This window comes from Variovorax xiamenensis, from assembly GCF_050916385.1.
Lineage (GTDB): Bacteria > Pseudomonadota > Gammaproteobacteria > Burkholderiales > Burkholderiaceae_C > Variovorax.
In genome coordinates, this window is the sequence record NZ_CP139038.1 from 1,795,278 (window position 1) to 1,814,081 (window position 18,804).

Consider the following 18,804-nt stretch of genomic DNA (forward strand, 5'->3'; position numbering starts at 1 on the left):
GAGACGTCAGCGCCTCGACGCCACCACGATCCCGCCCACGATCAGCAGGAACGCCGCGCCGTGGTACCAGTGCGGCGGCTCCCGCAGGAAGGCCGCCGACAGCACCGCCGCGAAGAGCGGCGTGAGGTTCATGAAGATGCTCGCCGCCTGCGGCCCCGCGCGCTGCACGCCGGTGCCCCAGCAGCGGTAGGCCGCCACGGCCGGGCCGATGCCGATGAACAGCATCGCCGCGATGAGCGGCCAGCCGAGGTCGATGCGGGCAGGCGTCAGCGTCCATTCGCCCGCAGCCAGCGCGCCCGACCATGCGATGCCGAACACCAGCTGCGCCATCAGGAACGAGGCCCAGTCCTGCCGCACCGCGCGGGGCTCGTGCGTGCGCGCCAGCAGCCAGCTGTAGAAGGCCCAGGCGATGGTGCCCGCGATCATGTACAGGTCGCCCGGCACCAGCCGCAGGCCGAGCAATTGCTGCCATTCGCCGCGGCTGAGCACCAGCAGCACGCCCACCATCGACAGCAGCGCGCCGCCGATCTCGCGGCCGCTGACGCGCGCGCCAAAGAAGAGGGCGCCCACCGCGAGCATCCAAAGCGGCAGGCTGGAGCCGACCAGCGTCACGTTGATGGGCGTGGAGGTCTGAAGCGCCAGGTACTGGAAGGCGTTGTACAGGCCGATGCCCAGCAGCCCGAGCACCGCGTAGCGCTTCCAGTGCGCCCACAGCGGGCTGCCGCGCCGCAGCACCGGGGCGGCCAGCGGCAGCAGGAGCGCGAAGGCGATGACCCAGCGCACGAAGTTCAGCGTGAGCGGCGAGACCAGCTCGCGCACCAGCCGGCCGACCACGGCGTTGCCGGCCCAGAGCAGCGGAGGAACGATGAGCAGGAAGACGGTGAGGGGAGCGAGGCGCTGCGGCTGTGTCTGCATGGCCGCCGACTCTACCGGGCAATGATTGCCGGCGCCGTCGCCGGAAGCTCAAACATGGCAGGATGCCTTCCCCTTCCTTTCCAGAGCGTGGAGACCGCACCGATGAAGAGCAAAGCCGTCCGTATCGACCGCCATGGCGGTCCCGAAGAACTGAAGATCGTCGAGGTGGAGGTCGGAGAGCCCGGCCCGGGCGAAATCCGCATCCGCCACAAGGCCGTGGGCCTGAACTTCATCGACACCTACCAGCGCAGCGGGCTCTATCCGTTCCAGATGCCGCTGCAGCTCGGCATGGAGGCCTCGGGCGTGGTCGAGGCGGTGGGCGAGGGTGTCACCCACCTGAAGGCCGGCGACCGCGCGGCCTATGCGAGCCAGCCGCCCGGCGCCTACAGCGAGCTGCGCGTGATGCCGGCCAAGAACGTGTGCAAGCTGCCCGACGACATCTCCTTCGAGACCGGCGCGGCCATGATGCTCAAGGGCCTGACCACGCAGTACCTGCTGAAGAAGACGCTGCCGGCCGAAGGCCTGCAGGCCGGCGACTTCATCCTGTTCCACGCGGCCGCCGGCGGCGTCGGCCTGATCGCCTGCCAGTGGGCCAAGGCGCTGGGCCTGCAGCTGATCGGCACGGCCGGCAGCGACGCCAAGTGCAAGCTCGCGCTGGAGCACGGCGCGGCGCACGCCATCAACTACAGCACCGAGAATTTCGCGGCCCGCGTGAAGGAGATCACCGGCGGCAAGGGCGTGAAGGTGGTGTACGACTCGGTGGGCAAGGACACCTTCGAGGGCTCCATCGACTGCCTGCGCCCGTTCGGCCTGCTGGCCATCTTCGGCAACGGCTCGGGCCCGGTGCCGCCGCTCAACCTCGGGCTGCTGGCCTCGAAGGGCTCGCTCTACGTCACCCGGCCCACGCTCTTCACCCACATGGCCACGCGCGAAAGCACGCAGGCGATGGCCGACGACCTGTTCGCGGTGGTGCGAAGCGGCGCGGTGAAGATCCCCATCGAGCAGCGCTATCCGCTGGCCGACGTGCAGCAGGCGCATCGCGACCTGGAAGCGCGCAAGACCACGGGCTGCACGATCCTCACGCTCTGAACGGGCCGGGCCGGTCTTGTCCTACCGGCGCAGGGGTGTCATGCCTTCGACTTGTGCCACGCGCACTTTGTAGCCTGTGGACACAACCAGAGGCAGACACCCCCAATGACCACCGTTCGCACCTTCATCGTCGAAGACAACCCCACCATCCGCCGCAACCTCGCGGGCACCCTGCGGGAGGTGGCGAGGGTCGAGCCTGTCGGCGAGGCGGAAACGGAGGCCGAAGGTTCGCGCTGGCTCTCGGGCAACCTGTCGCAGTGGGACCTGGCCATCGTCGACCTGTTCCTGAAGGATGGCACCGGCTTCCGCGTGCTGGAGGCCTGCCGCAACCGCAGCCCGTGGCAGAAGATCGTGGTGCTCAGCAACTACGCCACGCCCGACATGCGGCGCAAGTGCGTTCACCTGGGCGCCGACGCCGTGTTCGACAAGGCCACCGAGATCGACGACCTGATCGACTACTGCCTGCGCCACCGTCAGGCGCAGTTCAGTTCGACCGCGGCACACTGAAGCGCTGTGGTGGGGCATTTCCCGGCCGCCGGCAGCGATGCCGGAATTGGCCGAAAATCACCCCCTTGAAGGCGCGAGGAGCACGCGCCGGGCTCCGCAAAGTGGCGACCAGATTCATGCGCGGAAATCACATATTCCCCTGCTGAGTCGGCCTGCGCGCCTGCAACGCGCGTGGCGTTCGTCCCTTGTTGCAAATGTCCCGCCCCCGTTTTCTTCCCGACAACTTCACCCTCGCGCTTCTCTCGGTCGTGACCCTCGCCAGCCTGCTGCCGGCCAGCGGGCAGCTCGCGCATTTCTTCGAGGGGCTGACCACGGTCGCCATCGGGCTGCTGTTCTTCCTGCACGGGGCCAAGCTCTCGCGCGAGGCGATCGTGAACGGGCTCATGCACTGGCGGCTGCACCTGCTGGTGTTCGGCAGCACCTTCGTGCTGTTCCCGGTGCTCGGGCTGGTGCTCAAGCCCTTCCTGCTGCCGCTGGTGACGCCCGAGCTCTACACCGGCGTGCTGTACCTGTGCGTGCTGCCGGCCACGGTGCAGTCGGCCATCGCCTTCACCGCGATGGCCCGGGGCAACATGCCGGCGGCCATCTGCAGCGCCTCGGCCTCCACCCTGCTGGGCGTGTTCATCACGCCGGTGCTGGTCAACCTGGTGGTGCTGCCCAGCGGCGGCCATGCGGCTTCTTCGTCGCTGGACTCCATCGGCCGCATCCTGCTGCAGCTGATGGTGCCCTTCGCGGCGGGCCACCTGCTGCGGCCGCTGGTCGGCAAGTGGATCCAGCGCCGCGCGGCGGTGCTGAAGTTCGTGGACCAGGGCTCGATCCTGCTGGTGGTCTACACCGCCTTCAGCGCGGCCGTGATCGAGGGACTGTGGAAGCAGGTGCCCGCGCATGCGCTGGTCGGCCTGCTGGTTGTGTGCGCGGTGGTGCTGGGGCTGGCGCTGAGCCTCACGACCCTGTTGGCGCGCAAGCTGGGCTTCGATACCGAGGACGAGATCACCATCGTCTTCTGCGGCTCCAAGAAGAGCCTGGCCAGCGGCATCCCGATGGCCAAGGTGCTTTTTGCATCGCATGCGGTCGGTGCGATCGTGCTGCCGCTGATGCTGTTCCACCAGATGCAGCTCATGGTCTGCGCTGTGCTGGCCCAGCGCTATGCGCGGCGCGGGCGTGAAGCCTCGGTGCTGAAGACGGCCGAGCAGGCCAAGTAGCCGGCGGACCGTTTCGGAGGGCGCTCAGCCCTCGATCTTCCCCAGCCGCGATTCCCTCAGCCGGCTGGGCGCCAGCGCCCCGGCCGACTCCAGGATCGGATACGCGATCGAGCAGATGTGCGAGTTGATGCGCTTCAGGTCGCTGATCAGGTCGATGTGCAGCGAGCTGGTTTCGATGCTCAGCGTGGTGCGGTCCGACAGCCGGTCGAGGTGGGTGGTCGCGTAGGCCCGCTCCAGGTCGCGAAAGCGCGCCTTTTCCTCCAGCAGCTTCTGCGCGTCGCGCACGTTGCCGTTGAGGAACACGCTCATGCTCAGCCGCAGGTTGGCCACCAGCCGCCCGTGCAGCTCGACGATCTCGGCCATGCCGGCCTCGGAGAAGTTGCGCTGCGGTTTGATCTTCTTGTCTTCCACGTCGATGATCACGCGCTCGATGATGTCGCCGATCTGCTCCATGTTGATCGTGAAGCTGATGATGTCGGTCCAGCGGCGGCTTTCCTCCTCGCCCAGCGCCTCGCGCGAGATGCGCGTCATGTAGTACTTGATGGCCGAGTAGAGCTCGTCCACCGTGTCGTCGAGCTGCCGCAGCTCCTGCGCCAGCCGCAGGTCGTTGTTGCGGATCACGTCCAGCGTGCCGATCAGCATGGTTTCCACGATGTCGGCCTGGTGCAGCGCCTCGCGCGCGGCGTTCGAGATGGCAAGCGAGGGCGTCGACAGCGCCGAGGGGTCCAGGTGATGCGGCCGGGTGGTGCCGGCCGGCTGCTGCGGCTCTGGCAGCATGTGCGTCACCAGCCTTGCGACCAGCTGGGTGAGGCCGATGAAGCCCACGCTGATCACCACGTTGAATGCCAGGTGGAACAGCACCACGCCGTGCGTCTGGTTCGGCAGCTCGGGCTGAACGTAGCGGATCCACAGGCCGACGAAGGGCGCCACGATGGCCACGCCCAGCGCCTTGAAGAGCAGGTTGCCGATCGTCACCTGCCGCACCGCCACCGCCGACTTGGCCGTGGTCAGCACCGCCAGCAGGCCGCTGCCGAGGTTGGCGCCGAGCACGAGGCCGAGCGCCACGTCCAGCGGCACCACGTTCGAGGTGGCCATGGCCGCCACCAGCAGTACCACCGCCAGGCTCGAATAGGCCACGATGGCCAGCACCGAGCCGATGGTGATCTCCAGCAGCACGTCGCTGTTGATCGACGCCAGCAGCGCGCGGATGGCCGGCGAGGAGAACAGGGGCTCGGTCGCCTCCACCACCAGCTGCAGCGCCAGCAGCATGAGGCCGAGCCCGATCAGCACCCGGCCGACGCGCCCTGCCACGGTGGCCGAGCGCGTGATGAAGAGCACCACCCCCACGAAGATGAACATCGGCGAGAGCCAGGAGAGGTCCGCCGAGAACAGCACAGAGATCAGCGCCGTGCCGATGTCGGCGCCCCGCATCACCGCCAGCGCCGCCGGCAGCGTGACCAGGCCCTGCCCGACGAAGGACGAGGTCATGAGCGAGGTGGCGGTGCTCGATTGCACCAGCGCCGTCACGCCGATGCCCGAGAGGGCGGCCGTGAACCGGTTGCGCATGCTCTGCACGAGGATCTTGCGCAGGTTGGCGCCGAACACGCGCAGCACGCCGGTGCGGACAAGGTGCGTGCCCCACACCAGAAGGGCCACCGCCGCCAGCAGATTCAGGAGATGCTTCATGGAGGTCGGGTTCTATCCTTTCTTTTCGTTTTGGTTCGTTTCGACCCCATTTTCCACAAGTGAGCGCTCAGGGCTAGTCGATCAGCGCTCCGTTGTCATGGAATGGGTAGGGCCCCTCGAAGCTGCCCGATGCAGCCAGATGGGTGACGAGCCTGCGCCCGCGCGCGGACCAAGCGTGCACCCGGAACGAGGGCGGCTCCAGCGTCCAGGCCGAGTCGGCATCGGGTGAGAGGTCGAGGCAGACCTGATGGGCCTGCGCCGGCGAGGTCGAGGCGATGGTGCCGCCGAAGCGCACGTCGATGGCGCGGTGCAGGTGTCCGCAGATGATGCGCTCGACGTTCGGGTACCGTGAGACCAGCGCCTCCAGCGCGTCGGCGCCTTCCAGCAGGCCGATCTCGTCCATGTGGCCGATCAGCGTCTCGAAGGGCGGGTGGTGCATGGCGATGACGACGGGCTCGTCGCGGCAGGCGTCGAGCTGTGCCTCGAGCCAGGCCAGGCGTTTCTCGCACAGCGCGCCGTGGCTGGCGTGCGGCACGCAGGTATCGAGCGTGAGCAGCCGCAGGGCGCCGATGCGCACCGAATACTGGACGAAGCCGTCGGCGTTCGTGCCCAGGTAGGCGTGGCCGGGGAAGCTGCGGCGCAGCTGGTCGCGGTCGTCGTGGTTGCCGGGCATCAGGTAGACCGGCATGGTCAGCGGGGCCAGCAGGCGGGCGAGGTGCTCGTATTCGGCGGCGCGGCCGAAGTCGGTCAGGTCGCCGGTGACGACCACCGCGTCGGGCTGTTGGCGCAGGGCGAGCACCGACTGCACCGCGCGCTCCAGGTACGGAGCCGTGTCGATACGGCCATAGGCCAGCCGGCCCGGCTCGCGGATGTGCAGGTCGGTGAGCTGGACCAGGATGGTGTTGTGGGTTTGCGTTGTCGTCATGCGCTGGTTTCCTGCGACGTCATCAGGCGCTCCGGCTGGATGCGAAGCCCCACCGTGTCGCCCGGTCCGAAAGGATTGTCGCGCCCCACGTCGGCCACCAGCATGGGCTGGTCCTGGGCGCGCAGGTGAAGCTGCACGCGGTCGCCGAGGAAGGTGCGGCGCTCGACAACGGCGGCGCCCCAATCCAGTTGGGGCGTGCCGACCTCGATGTCTTCGGGCCGCACCAGCAGGGTCGCATGGCCCTGCCAGGCCTGCGGGCAGGGCATGGTCGTTCCTCCGAGTCGGACAACGCCCTGCGCGATGGCCTCCTGCCCGCGCTCCAGCCGGTTGACCCGGCCCAGGAACTCGGCCACGAAGGGATGCGAAGGCGCGCGGTAAAGGTCTTCACCGTGGCCCACCTGGACGATGCGGCCGGCGCGCATCACGGCGAGCCGGTCGGCGATGGCCAGTGCCTCCTGCTGGTCGTGCGTGACGTGGATGGCCGTGATGTGCAGCCGGCGCAGCAGTTCGGCCAGCTCGTCGCGCAGCGATTCCTTGAGCTTGGCGTCGAGCGCGGCCAGCGGCTCGTCGAGCAGCAGCACGCGCGGGCGCACCGCCACGGCGCGCGCCAGGGCCACGCGCTGGCGCTGGCCGCCGGAGAGCTCCGAGGGACGCTTGTTCTCCAGGCCGCCCAGGCGCACCAGGTCGACCAGCTCGCCGACGCTGCGTTTTTCTTCCTCGGGCGACACGCCGCGGATGCGCAGGCCGTAGCCGATGTTGGCCGCCACCGTCATCTGCGGAAAGAGCGCGTAGCTCTGGAACACCATGCCCACGCCGCGCTGTTCCACCGGGCGCTGCGTGACGTCCTGGTCGCCGAACACGATGCGGCTGCCCGCGTCGGGCGATTCCAGCCCGGCGATCAGCCGCAGCAGCGTGGTCTTGCCGCAGCCCGAGGGGCCCAGCAGCGCCAGCACCTCGCCGGCCTCCACGCGCAGGCTGGTGGGCTGCAGGCCGCGCGTGCCGTCGGCATAAGTCTTCGCGCAGTTCGAGATATCGACGGGGATGCGTTCAAGTTCCATGGCGCTTCTGAATCAGGTTGGCAAGGTACTGCAGGCCCCACAGCACCGGAAGGATGACGGCGAAGAAGACCAGCGTGTAGGCAGAGCCGATCTCGATGCGCATCGAGGCATAGCTGTCGGCCAGGCCCACGGGCAGCGTGCGCGTGAGCGGCGTGTGCAGCATCCAGGTGAGGTTGAACTCGCCCACCGAGAGCGTGAACACCATCAGGCTGCCCGCCACGATGGCCGGGAACACCGCGGGCACCAGGATGCCCATGAAGCGCTGGCGGAAGTTGGCGCCCAGCGAGCGGGCGGCCTCCTCGAGCGCGAGCAGTTCGTCGCGCTGGAAGGCCGAACTCACGGTGCGCACCATGAAGGGCAGCGTGAAGACGATGTGCCCCACGAGGATGAAGGCGAAGCTCTGGCGGAAGGCCGTGAGCTGGCCATAGGCGAGGATCAGCGCGAGCGCCGTGGCGAGGCCCGGCACCGCGACCGGCAGCGTCAGCAGCTCCTCGAAGATGCGCGCCGCGCGCGAGTGGCTGCGCGCCAGCGCATAGGCGCAGGGCACGCCCAACAGCACGGTGCCGGCGACGCAGGCCACGGCCAGCGCGAGCGACCAGCCCACGGTGCCGCCGTAGTTCTCCCACACCTCGCCGAGCCAGCGCAGCGTGAGGCCGCTCTTCAGGCCGGTGCTGTAGTTGTTGACGAGGCCCGCCATCACCGACAGCAGCATCGGCGCGATCATGAAGAGGCTCACGATCACCGTGACGGCGAGCAGGAAGGGGGCCTTGGCCTGTGTGTTCTTTCGCATGGTGTGTGCCTCAGCGCGCGACGGGGCTCGCGCCGAAGCGGCGCGCGACGAACAGCACCAGCCAGGTCACGACGCCCAGCGCGATCGACAGCGAAGCGGCCAACGCGAAGTTGGCGTAGTTGGTGAACTCGTTGTAGATGGTGATCGGGATCACCTCGAACTTGCTGGCCAGCGTGAAGGCGGTGCCGAAGGCGCCCATCGAAGTGGCGAACAGGATGGCGCCGCAGGCCAGCGTGGTGGGGGCCAGCTCGGGTAGCCACACATCGCGCGCCACGCGCAGCCGCGAAGCTCCGAGCGAACGCGCGGCTTCCTCGAGCTGCGTGTTCATCGACTCGGCTGCGGCGGCGTAGGTGGCGATGGCGCGCGGCAGCGAGAAATACAGGTACGCCAGGAACAGCCCGAGCAGGCCGTAGGCGAAGGTGATGCGCTCGCCGAACAGGCTGTCGCCGATGCTGGCCACAACGCCTTGCCGACCGCCGAGCAGGATCACGAAGAAGCCGATGATCACGCCCGGAAAGGACAGCGGCAGCGTGAGCAGCGACAGCAGCATGCGCTTGCCCATGAAGGAGTGGCGCGCGAGGTAGATGCCCACCGCCGCGCCCAGCACCAGCGTGGCCAGCGTCACCGCCACCGAGAGCGCGACGGTGTTGGCCATGCTCGTCAGGTAGCGCGAATCCGTCAGCACGGCGAAGTAGGTGGCCCAGCCCTTGTCCGCCGGCAGCGCGAGCAGTCGCACCACCGGCAGCAGCCAGAAGGCCGCGAAGAAGGCGGCCGCGGGCGCGACGCAGGCCAGCAGGCGCCAGCGCGGATTCCAGGCGCTGGCGGCGTTGGATGAATTGGCTTGCGTCATCGCGCGCGGCGTCCGCTCAGCGGACTTCCTTCAGGTACTCGTCGGAAAAGGCCTTCTGAGCGGCGGCCATGCGGCCATAGTCCACGCTCTTGGCGCGGGCGTATTCGCTGGCGGGCAGGAACTGCGCCTCGATCTCCTTGGGCATGGCGCTCGCGCGCACCGGGCGCAGGTAGGCCTTGGCCCAGATCGCCTGGCCCTCGTCGGACAGCGTGAAGTCGAGCACCTTCTTCGCGTCGGCCGCGTGCGGGGCCTTGGCGACCAGGCTCATCACGTAGGGCACCGCGAGCGTGCCTTCGCTCGGGATGACGAAGGCGACGTTGGCCTTGTCCTTGTACTTGGCGCGGTAGGCATTGAAGTCGTAGTCGAGCAGGATCGCGATTTCGCCCGAGAGCACGCGCGCGTACGAGGTCTGCTTCGGCACGATCGGCTCGTTCTTCTGCAGCGCTTTGAAGTAGTCGATGGCCGGCTTGAAGTTGTCGAGCGTGCCGCCGCGTGCTTCGTTCACGGCGACCGCGCCGACGTAGCCGACGAAGGCCGAGGCGGGGTCGAGGTAGCCGATCAGGCCCTTGTACTCGGGCTTGAGCAGGTCGGCCCACGACTTCGGAACCGGCTTGCCCTTGAGCGCGTCGACGTTGACCATGAAGCCGAGCGTGCCCGAGTGGATGGTGAACCAGTTGCCGGCAGGGTCCTTCAGGCCATCGGGAATGTCTTTCCACGCGGCGGGCTTGTAGGGCTCGACCAGGCCGTCCTTGGCGGCCTGCACCGCGAAGGTCACGCCGAGATAGGTGACGTCGGCCACGGGGCTGGCCTTCTCGGCCGCCATCTGCGCGAGAGACTGGCCCGAGTTCTTGTTGTCGGGCGGCACGGTGACGCCGGTCTTGGCCTTGATGGCCTTGAGCTGCGTGCCCCAGTCGGCCCATTCGGTCGGGCAGTTGTAGCAGATGGCGGTCTGGGCCATGGCGCTGCCGGCGACGAGCGTGGCGGCGATCAGCCCGAGGCGGGCCAGGCGGTGGAAGCGGAGAGACATGATGAGGAAGCTCCTTGGATGGAAGTAGGCAAAGAACAGGAAAAACTCAGGTGCGGGAAATCGCGGCGTTGTTGTCGTCTTCTTTGTGCGCCGAGGCGCACGACTCGCCGTCTCGGAAGGAATGCGGGAGCAGCAGGCTCGCGTCGGCCTGCAGCGTGGCGCCGCTGGCCATGGCCTGGATCAGCAGTTCGACGCTGTGGCGGCCGATGTCGCTGTTGGGCTGGGCGATGGTGGTGAGCGCGGGCGTGAGGTCTTCGCCGAGCGCGATGCCGTCGAAGCCGACCACGCTCAGGTCTTCGGGCACCGAGAGCCCGCTCAGGTGCGCGGCGCGGACGCTGCGGATGGCCAGCAGGTCGTTGGAGCAGATCAGCGCCGTGGGCCGGTTGCGCGCCTGCAGCTGGCGGGCCAGTGCATCGACGGCCGTTTCGACGAAAGGCACCTCGACGAGCGCGGGCGCCGACAGGCCGGCCTCTGCCATGCCCTTGCGGTAGCCGCGGTAGCGCTGCTGCGCGCGGTCGGACGCTGCGAGCGTGCCGCTGACCATCGCGATGCGGCGGTGGCCCAGCAGCACGAGCCGCGCCACCGCGTCGGCCACCGCGCCTTCGCTGTCGACCGATACGCAGGGATGTTCGGGATGCCGGTTGTAGGCCAGCACGTAGGGCACGCCGGCCGCCTGCAGGCGGGGCAGGGCGGCCGAGGTCGAGGGGTTCGACACCACGAGGATCAGGCCGTCGACGTTGCCCGCCAGCAGCAGGTGGACGGCGCGCTCTTCCTCGTCGAGCCGGTAGCCGGTGGTGACCGGGATGATCGCGTAGCCCCCCGCGATGGCCGCGCGGGCGATGCCTTGCAGGCACTCGGCGAAGGTCGGGTTCAGCAGCGTGGGCAGCACCACGCCGAGCACGCGGCTGCGCTGGGTGCGCAGGGTGCGGGCACTGGCGTTGGGCACGTAGTTGAGCTCCCGCGCCACGCGCTCCACCAGCTCGCGCGTGGCAGGCGTCACCTTGTCCGGGAAGTTGAAGGCGCGCGAGACGGTGGCCACCGAGACCCCGGCTTTGGCTGCAACGGCTTGGATGCTCATCGTGTGCTGTTCATGTAATCGATTACATTGAACCGCGGCAGTATGACTTTGTTATGACATCGGGAGAAAGCGGGAAAAACCCTCGGCTCCGGCGGGGAGCGAGGGCCAAAAGAAAAGGGGCCCGACGGGCCCCTTTTTCTGGATTGCTGGATTTCTGGGTTGCTGGATTGCGAGGGGCCTTACTTGCCCCGGCGAACCCGCCGGATCTCGTCGACGATCAGGCAGATCGCCCCGAGAGTGATGGCGCTGTCCGCCGCGTTGAAGGCCGGGAAGTACCAGTTGCCCGCGTGGAAGCTCAGGAAGTCCACCACATAGCCGTGCATCATCCGGTCGACCACGTTGCCGACGGCGCCGCCCAGGATGCAGGCCATGGAGAACGAGAAGAGCTTCTGCCCCGCGTGCGACTTCAGCATCCACACGATGAACACCGCCGCGCCCACGCCGATGGCGGTGAACAGCCAGCGCTGCCAGCCCGAGTGGTCCGCGAGGAACGAGAAGGCGGCGCCCGTGTTGTGGGCGCGCACGACGTTGAAGAAGCTCGTGACGTAGGTCGCGTCGCCGAGCTTGTAGTAGCCCAGGATCAGCGTCTTGGTGAACTGGTCGATGATCACGATGATCACCGCCAGTCCCAGCCACGGCCAGATGCTGCCGCCGCGCGAGCGCGAGGCCGACGAGATGGAGCGGGCGGCGGCCATCAGGCAACGCTCCGTGCTTCGCCGCTGCCGAACAGGTTGCTGGTGCAGCGTCCGCACAGCGTCGGGTGGGCCGCGTCATGGCCCACGTCGTCGCGGTAGTGCCAGCAGCGCTCGCACTTCTGTGCCGTGCTCGGCGTCACTACCGTCGAGAGCGCCTCGCCCGCGGCCAGTTCGATGGCCGAGGTGATGAAGACGAACTTCAGGTCGTCGCCCAGCGAGCCCAGCAACGCGAAGTCGTCGCCCGGCGCCGTCAGCTGCAGGTCGGCCTGCAGCGAGGAACCGACCTTGCCCTCGGCGCGCACGGCCTCGATGTCTTTGTTGACCACGTCGCGGATCTCGCGGATGCGGTTCCACTTGGCCAGCAGGGCTTCGTCGGGCGCGTCGAACTTGCTGTAGGTCTGCGTGAAGATCGAGTCGCCCGGCTTGCCGGTGCCCACGATCTTCCAGGCTTCCTCGGCGGTGAAGCTCAGGAACGGCGCCATCCAGCGCAGCATCGCCTGCGAGATGTGCCACAGCGCCGTCTGCGCGCTGCGGCGCGCGAGCGAACCCGGGGCCGTCGTGTACAGGCGGTCCTTCAGGATGTCGAGGTAGAAGCCGCCCAGGTCTTCCGAGCAGTAGATCTGCAGCTTGGCCACCACCGGGTGGAACTCGTACACCTTGTAGTGCGCGAGGATCTCGGCCTGGAACTGCGCGGCGCGCGACAGCGCGTAGCGGTCGATCTCGAACAGCTGGTCGAGCGGCACGCCGTCCTTCTCGATGTCGAAGTCGCTGGTGTTCGCCAGCAGGAAGCGCAGCGTGTTGCGGATGCGGCGGTAGGCGTCGACCACGCGGGCCAGAATCTTGTCGTCGCCCGCGATGTCGCCCGAGTAGTCGCTCGCGGCCACCCACAGGCGGATGATTTCGGAGCCCAGCTTGTTGCTGATTTCCTGCGGGTCGATGCCGTTCTTGAGCGACTTGCTCATCTTGATGCCCTTGGCATCGACCGTGAAGCCGTGCGTCAGCAGGCCGCGGTAGGGCGCGCGGTCTTCCAGCATGCAGGCGATCAGCAGCGACGAGTGGAACCAGCCGCGATGCTGGTCGTGGCCCTCGAGGTACAGGTCGGCCTCCGGCCCCGTGTCGTGGTGCACCGTGGGGTGCGTGCCGCGCAGCACGTGGGAGAAGGTCGAGCCCGAGTCGAACCACACCTCGAGGATGTCGGTGCTCTTCGTGTAGTGCGGCGCGTCCTCGGCGCCGAGGATTTCCTCGGCCGTCACGCGGCTCCAGGCCTCGATGCCGCCCTTCTCGACGATGTCGGCGGCCTGGTCGAGGATTTCCATGGTGCGCGGATGCAGCTCGCCCGAATCCTTGTGCAGGAAGAACGGGATCGGCACGCCCCAGCTGCGCTGGCGGCTGATGCACCAGTCGGGACGCCCGGCGATCATGTCGTGCAGGCGCGCGCGGCCGTTCTCGGGGTAGAAGCTGGTCTGGTCGATGGCGTCGAGCGCGGTCTGGCGCAGCGTCTTCGGCGCCTTGTCCTTGGTGAACACGCCTTCGCCCTCGTCCATGCGCACGAACCACTGCGCCGCGGCACGGTAGATCACCGGCGTCTTGTGGCGCCAGCAGTGCGGATAGCTGTGCGTGATGGTTTCGGTGGTCAGCAGGCGGTTGGCGTCGCGCAGCGCGGCGATGATTTCCGGCACGGCCTTCCAGATGTTCTGACCGCCGAAGAGCGGGAAGTCGGGCGCGTAGCTGCCGTTGCCCTGCACGGGGTTCAGGATGTCGTCGTACGCCACGCCGTGGGCGATGCAGGAGTTGAAGTCGTCCAGGCCGTAGGCAGGCGAGGAGTGCACCAGGCCCGTGCCGTCGGTGGCGGTGGCGTAGTCGGCGAGGTAGATCGGCGACAGGCGCCTGTAGCCGGCATCCACGTCGTACAGCGGATGCTCGAACTCGAGGCCGCCGAGCTTCTCGCCCTTGACCGTGGCCAGCACCTTGCCGTCGAGCGCATAGCGCGTCATGCACATCTCGACCAGCGAGTTGGCCACGATCAGCAGGCCGCGCTCGGTGTCGACCAGCGAGTATTCGAGATCGGGGTTGAGGTTGATCGCCTGGTTGGCGGGGATGGTCCAGGCGGTGGTGGTCCAGATCACGGCGAAGATGTCGCCGAGGATCGTGTGGTCGGTGCCGAAGGCCTTGAGCACCTTCTCGCGATCGTGCGCCTTAAAGGCGACGTCGATGGTCTGGCTCTTCTTGTCGGCGTACTCGATCTCGAACTCGGCCAGCGAGGAGCCGCAGTCGAAGCACCAGTACACGGGCTTGAGGCCACGGTAGACGAAGCCGCGCTCGATCACGCGCTTGAACGCGCGCAGCTCGCCGGCCTCGTTGGCGAAGTCCATCGTCTTGTAGGGATGGTCCCATTCGCCGAGCACGCCCAGGCGCTGGAAGTCGGCCATCTGCTGGGCGATCTGCCCGGTGGCGAAGGCGCGGCTCTTGGCCTGCATCTCGTCACGGCTCAGGTTGCGGCCGTACTGCTTTTCGATGGCGTTCTCGATCGGCAGGCCGTGGCAGTCCCAGCCGGGCACGTACAGCGCGTCGTAGCCCTCGAGCTGGCGCGCCTTGGTGATCATGTCCTTCAGGATCTTGTTCACCGCGTGGCCCATGTGGATCTGGCCGTTGGCGTACGGGGGGCCGTCGTGCAGGATGAACTTGGGCGCGCCGTGGCGGGCGTCGCGCAGGCGGTGGTAGCGGCCTTCGTCGTTCCATTCCTTCACCCAGCCCGGCTCGCGCTTGGGCAGGTCGCCGCGCATCGGGAAGGGGGTGTCGGGCAGGTTCAGCGTGGAACGGTAATCTTTGGGAGAAGCAGCGTCAGACATGTTGGATGCGAAACAGGGGGCTTGGACAGGCTCAGCCCGAACTGCATGAAGCGTGTCGGTGCGGAAGGTGAAGCCGTTCGCCCTGAGCTTGTCGAAGGGCGGCAGCACAGTGCGTGCAGGGCTAAATTCGGTCCCGCGTGGTCTGGCGGTGGGTTTCGGCGTGGGTCGATGCGAAGAACGCGCGAGCGTCGCGGCCATCCTTCGCGATGCCCGCGGTGAGGGCTTCGAGGCTGGTGTAGCGCAATTCGTCGTGCAGTTTGTGCAGGAGTTCCACGCGGACGATTTTACCGTAGGCCCCTTCGGCGCCCAGATGGGAGGGCCACTCCAGGCAATGGGTTTCGAGCAGCACCCGCCCGGCATTGACGTCGTTGGCGTCCAGCGAGGGGCGCACGCCGAGGTTGGCCACCCCCGGCAGCGGCTGCTCCGACAAGCCGTGCACCAGCACCGCGAAGATGCCGCTGGCGGCCGGTTTCCAGTGCTTGAAGCGCAGGTTGAGGGTGCGGAAACCGTCGTCCTTGCCCGGCGCCGAGGCGCCCAGCGCCCGACCCAGCTTGCGGCCGTGGACCACGTGGCCCGAAATTGTGTAAGGCCGGCCCAGCAGCGTGTGGGCGTCGGCCATGCGGCCTTCGGCCAGCGCCTCGCGCACGGCGGAGCTCGAAACCCGCAGGCCGTGCACCTCGTAGCTGTTCATGCGCGCCACGTCGAAGCCGTGGGCGTCGCCGGCCGCGTCGAGCATGGCGTAGTCGCCGGCCCGCTTCGCGCCGAAGCGGAAGTCGTCGCCCACCAACACGTAGCGGGCGCCCAGGCCGTCGATCAGCACGTTCTGGATGAATTCCTCCGGCGACTGCGAGGCCAGCCGGGCGTCGAAGGGCAGCACGATGGTCTGCGCCACGCCGCAGGCGGCCAGTTCGCTGAGCTTGTCGCGCAGCGTGCCGATGCGCGCCGGCGCCAGGTCGGGCTTCTTGGTGACGGCGGCGAAGTAGTCGCGCGGATGGGGCTCGAAGGTCAGCACGCAGCTCGGCAACCCGCGCTGGCGGGCCTCGGTCTGCAGCAGGGCGAGCATGGCCTGGTGGCCACGGTGCACGCCGTCGAAATTGCCAATGGTGAGGGCGCAGGCGGGGGCTACGCCAGGGTGCCGGAAGCCACGAAAAACCTGCATCGGTGAGTATCTTTTTGATAGCGCCTTGCGCCCGTCAATTGGGCGAATCAGGCCGATTTGTCACAAAGCCGGTATATTGTGACGCAGTGCGTTGATCGGCGTGGGTCTCCAACGCGCTCCGTGTCCCTGGTCTTTCCGTGTTCTCTCCCTTTTCGAGGAGGCGTGTGTGAAGGTCTTGAAGCTGTCGGCCCAAGGGCTGCCCCAGTCATGGATTTCGCTGGAACAGGCGGTGATCCACTACGCGGCGGACGAAGTCCGCTGGGAAGTGGGCGCGCAGGTGGCGGTGTTCCGTGGCGGCCACAACGCGATCACCGGCGAGCAGTCGCAGATCGCGATCAACAGCATCATCGGCACCAAGGGCGTGCCCCGCATCAACCCCTTCGCGCTGCGCCCCGGTCTCACCAACAGCAAGCTCTTCGCGCGCGACCGCAACGTCTGCGCCTATTGCGGCGGCCATTTCCACGAAGACGAACTCACCCGCGAGCACATCATTCCCTTCGCCCAGAAGGGCATCGACACCTGGATGAACGTTGTCACGGCCTGCAGGCCGTGCAACCACCGCAAGAGCAGCCGCACCCCCGAGCAGGCCGGCATGCCCCTGCTGTACGCGCCCTACGTGCCCAGCCTCTGGGAAGACTTCATCCTGCGAAACAGGCGCATCCTGGCGGACCAGATGGAGTTCCTGATGGCGCACCTGCCGCAGAGCTCGCGGCTGCACGACAGCTAGCTGGCTGCCTTCCCCGTCAGCGCTTCCAGGCCGGCGGGCGCTTCTCGATGAAGGCCTGCACGCCTTCCAGCGCGCTCTCGTCCATCATGTTGCAGGCCATGGTCTGGCTGGCGTCGGCCAGCGCGGCCTCGATGCCGGTTTCGAGTTGGCGGTAGAACAAGGCCTTGCCCAGCGCGAGCGCCGTGCGGGGCTTGGCGACGATGCTGGCGACCAGCGATTCGACCACCGCATCCAGCTCTTCCGGCTGCGCCACGCGGTTGACCAGCCCCTTCTCGCGCGCCTCCTGCGCGCTGATGAATTCACCCGTCACCAGCATTTCGAAGGCTTCCTTGCGCCCGAGGTTGCGCGAGAGCGTGACGCTCGGGGTGGCACAGAAGAGGCCCACGTTCACCCCGCTGACCGCGAAGCGTGCGTCGCTGGAGGCCACCGCCAGGTCGCAGACCGCGACCAGTTGGCAGCCGGCCGCCGTCGCGATGCCGTGCACCCGCGCGATCACCGGAACCGGCAGCTTCTGGATCGACAGCATCATCGCGCCGCAACGCTCGAACAGCTGCTCGTAGTAGTCGAGCGAGGGCGCGGCGCGCATTTCCTTCAGGTCGTGGCCGGCGCAGAAGGCCTTGCCCGCCCCGGCGATGACCACTGCGCGCGCGGTGCTGTCGGCGGCGACTTCGCCCAGCGCCTGCTCGAGCGCGCCGAGCATGCCTTCGGAGAGCGCGTTGAAAGCGGCCGGCCGGTTCAAGGTCAGCGTGACCACGCCGCGCGCGTCGCGCGACTGCAGGACGAAGGGGGAATCCGTGTCGGTCATGGCCTGGCCCGCCTTTGCTTCAATAGGTCAGCTCGAGCACCGTGACGTGCTCCTTCACCGCCGGCCAGGTCAGGCCGGTGATGCGCTCGCCGTTGAATTCGCCCGTCACCGCGCGCGGCTGCTCGGCCGTCGCCAGGCGCAGCCGCGAGCTCGACACGCCCGAGCCCTTGGGCGGAACGCCCGCCGGCGGGGTCTGGCCGTCGAAGCGCATGGTGTCGCGCTGGGCGTCGAAGTAGCCGCGGGGCCGAGTGAAGACGACGACCGCGTTGGCGCTGCCGTCGGCCGGCGTCACCCGCTCGGGCCGCAGGTTCACCACGGTGCTGCTGCGCGGGAAAGGGCTGCGGTAGATGTGGGTGGTGCCGTAGCTGGGCGTGGCCAGCACGAATTCGTAGGCCGCGTCGCCGCGCGCCTTGAAGGGACCCCAGCGGCCGTCGGCACCGACGGACTTCGTGAAGACCGCTTCGCCGAGCCGCGCGCCGGTGGCGGGGTTGACCGCGTAGACGGTCACCGTGGCGCCATTCAGCGGAAGGTTTTCGGCGCCGATCGCGCGGCCGTTGAGCACGACGTTCGCCTCCGGTGCAACCTCGGTGCTGCGCGGCGCCTGGCCGGTGAGGAACTGCCATGTCGCCGCGAAAGCCGCGGGCGAGAACGAGGTCTCGCGATGATCGACGCGCGGCAGCACGATGTTGGTCGCGCCCTTCAGTGCCGGTCCGTCGAAGCCGATGTTGGTCGGCTTGCCGGGAGCGCCGATCCACACGCCGTCGGGCTGTGCGTACTTGTCGTTGTTGTCGGAGCGCAGGGTCAGCCATTTCACGCCGGGCGTGACTTCCTCGCCATTCGGCCCCTTCGGCGCATTGAGCTGCTGCATGAAGCCCGAGAGCCCCGAGAACTCATTGTTCTCGCGGAAACCCTTCACCGCCCAGATGCCGTGCGCCGGGTTGCCGCCCAGCACAACGTGGCTCACGACCGCCGCGCCGCCGCCGTTCTGCACGTAGTTGCGGATGGTGTTGCCGCCGCGCGAATTGCCGATCAGCACCACCTTGCTCGCGCCGGTGGCCTTCAGCACCTTCTCGACCTCGGCCTTGAGGAAAACCGCCGAGTCGCCGGTCGAGCTGCGCCCGGGCTGGGCCACCGCGTCGTCGTCGCGCGCGACCGGGTTGGGCTGGTCGACCGCGAACAGCCGCTCGCGCGGCCAGCCGTTCGACTCGAAGCGCCAGATCGTCGTCTGCCAGAGCGCGGCCGAGTCGCCGTTGCCGTGCATGAACACGATGGGCGGGCGTTCGGTGTACGAAGGCGAAGGGGAGGTGGCGCAGGCGGTCAGCATGGCGGTGGTTCCTGTAGCGGCCATGGCGACGAGGAGGGTGCGGCGGGTCTGCATGTTTCGTTCCTGGGGTCCTGGAGTGAGGGGCCGAGCGAAAAAAACGCCCGCCGGCGCAAAGGCG

General features: G+C 68.1%; 17 protein-coding genes. 4 read left to right on the plus strand and 13 right to left on the minus strand.

From position 1 onward, the window contains the following. Positions 1 to 6: 6 nt before the first annotated feature. Complete coding sequence (locus SFB74_RS07755; RefSeq protein WP_432730195.1) at positions 7 to 915, minus strand: DMT family transporter; 909 nt, start codon at positions 913 to 915, stop codon at positions 7 to 9. 102 nt (positions 916 to 1,017) lie between these two features. Here SFB74_RS07755 and SFB74_RS07760 point away from each other — a divergent pair, with 102 nt between their 5' ends. The 3 genes from SFB74_RS07760 (at position 1,018) to SFB74_RS07770 (ending at position 3,713) form a co-directional block, all read left to right on the plus strand. Beyond that, positions 1,018 to 2,004 (plus strand): quinone oxidoreductase family protein, encoded by a 987-nt coding sequence (locus SFB74_RS07760; protein WP_432730196.1) that lies wholly within the window; start codon positions 1,018 to 1,020, stop codon positions 2,002 to 2,004. Positions 2,005 to 2,109: 105 nt separating this feature from the next. After that, on the plus strand, positions 2,110 to 2,511 hold the full coding sequence (locus tag SFB74_RS07765) for a response regulator (RefSeq protein ID WP_432730197.1): 402 nt from the start codon (positions 2,110 to 2,112) through the stop codon (positions 2,509 to 2,511). A 194-nt stretch (positions 2,512 to 2,705) separates the two neighbouring features. Next, entirely contained in the window at positions 2,706 to 3,713 is a 1,008-nt protein-coding gene (locus SFB74_RS07770; RefSeq protein ID WP_432730198.1) for a bile acid:sodium symporter family protein, read from the plus strand. 24 nt (positions 3,714 to 3,737) lie between these two features. Here the strand turns inward: SFB74_RS07770 and SFB74_RS07775 are convergent, their stop codons facing one another. The 10 genes from SFB74_RS07775 to SFB74_RS07820 all read right to left on the minus strand — a co-directional run bounded on the left by SFB74_RS07775 (position 3,738) and on the right by SFB74_RS07820 (position 15,830). Further along, on the minus strand, positions 3,738 to 5,399 hold the full coding sequence (locus SFB74_RS07775) for a Na/Pi cotransporter family protein (RefSeq protein ID WP_432730199.1): 1,662 nt from the start codon (positions 5,397 to 5,399) through the stop codon (positions 3,738 to 3,740). Positions 5,400 to 5,472: 73 nt separating this feature from the next. Next, positions 5,473 to 6,324, minus strand: a complete 852-nt coding sequence (locus tag SFB74_RS07780) for a phosphodiesterase (protein WP_432730200.1) — start codon at positions 6,322 to 6,324, stop codon at positions 5,473 to 5,475. Beyond that, on the minus strand, positions 6,321 to 7,382 hold the full coding sequence (locus SFB74_RS07785) for an ABC transporter ATP-binding protein (protein WP_432730201.1): 1,062 nt from the start codon (positions 7,380 to 7,382) through the stop codon (positions 6,321 to 6,323). The genes SFB74_RS07780 and SFB74_RS07785 overlap by 4 nt, the downstream gene beginning before the upstream one ends. Beyond that, complete coding sequence (locus SFB74_RS07790; RefSeq protein ID WP_432730202.1) at positions 7,372 to 8,172, minus strand: ABC transporter permease; 801 nt, start codon at positions 8,170 to 8,172, stop codon at positions 7,372 to 7,374. The genes SFB74_RS07785 and SFB74_RS07790 overlap by 11 nt, the downstream gene beginning before the upstream one ends. A gap of 10 nt (positions 8,173 to 8,182) precedes the next feature. Further along, the gene (locus tag SFB74_RS07795; RefSeq protein ID WP_432730204.1) at positions 8,183 to 9,022 is read right to left on the minus strand and encodes an ABC transporter permease; all 840 of its coding nucleotides are present in this window, start codon (positions 9,020 to 9,022) and stop codon (positions 8,183 to 8,185) included. A gap of 16 nt (positions 9,023 to 9,038) precedes the next feature. Then, the gene (locus tag SFB74_RS07800; protein ID WP_432730206.1) at positions 9,039 to 10,049 is read right to left on the minus strand and encodes an ABC transporter substrate-binding protein; all 1,011 of its coding nucleotides are present in this window, start codon (positions 10,047 to 10,049) and stop codon (positions 9,039 to 9,041) included. A gap of 46 nt (positions 10,050 to 10,095) precedes the next feature. Next, entirely contained in the window at positions 10,096 to 11,127 is a 1,032-nt protein-coding gene (locus SFB74_RS07805; RefSeq protein WP_432730207.1) for a LacI family DNA-binding transcriptional regulator, read from the minus strand. A gap of 179 nt (positions 11,128 to 11,306) precedes the next feature. Then, the gene (lspA, locus tag SFB74_RS07810; RefSeq protein ID WP_432730208.1) at positions 11,307 to 11,822 is read right to left on the minus strand and encodes a signal peptidase II; all 516 of its coding nucleotides are present in this window, start codon (positions 11,820 to 11,822) and stop codon (positions 11,307 to 11,309) included. Beyond that, positions 11,822 to 14,671 (minus strand): isoleucine--tRNA ligase, encoded by a 2,850-nt coding sequence (gene ileS / locus SFB74_RS07815; RefSeq protein WP_432730209.1) that lies wholly within the window; start codon positions 14,669 to 14,671, stop codon positions 11,822 to 11,824. Before ileS ends, lspA begins: the two co-directional genes overlap by 1 nt. 121 nt (positions 14,672 to 14,792) lie before the next feature. Beyond that, complete coding sequence (locus SFB74_RS07820; RefSeq protein WP_126470244.1) at positions 14,793 to 15,830, minus strand: bifunctional riboflavin kinase/FAD synthetase; 1,038 nt, start codon at positions 15,828 to 15,830, stop codon at positions 14,793 to 14,795. A 166-nt stretch (positions 15,831 to 15,996) separates the two neighbouring features. Between SFB74_RS07820 and SFB74_RS07825 the strand changes: the two genes are divergently transcribed. Further along, positions 15,997 to 16,557 (plus strand): HNH endonuclease, encoded by a 561-nt coding sequence (locus SFB74_RS07825; protein ID WP_126023119.1) that lies wholly within the window; start codon positions 15,997 to 15,999, stop codon positions 16,555 to 16,557. Between the two features lie 16 nt (positions 16,558 to 16,573). Here the strand turns inward: SFB74_RS07825 and SFB74_RS07830 are convergent, their stop codons facing one another. Beyond that, positions 16,574 to 17,362, minus strand: a complete 789-nt coding sequence (locus tag SFB74_RS07830; protein ID WP_432730210.1) for an enoyl-CoA hydratase — start codon at positions 17,360 to 17,362, stop codon at positions 16,574 to 16,576. 19 nt (positions 17,363 to 17,381) lie between these two features. Next, complete coding sequence (locus SFB74_RS07835; RefSeq protein ID WP_432730211.1) at positions 17,382 to 18,740, minus strand: alpha/beta fold hydrolase; 1,359 nt, start codon at positions 18,738 to 18,740, stop codon at positions 17,382 to 17,384. Positions 18,741 to 18,804 lie beyond the last annotated feature (64 nt).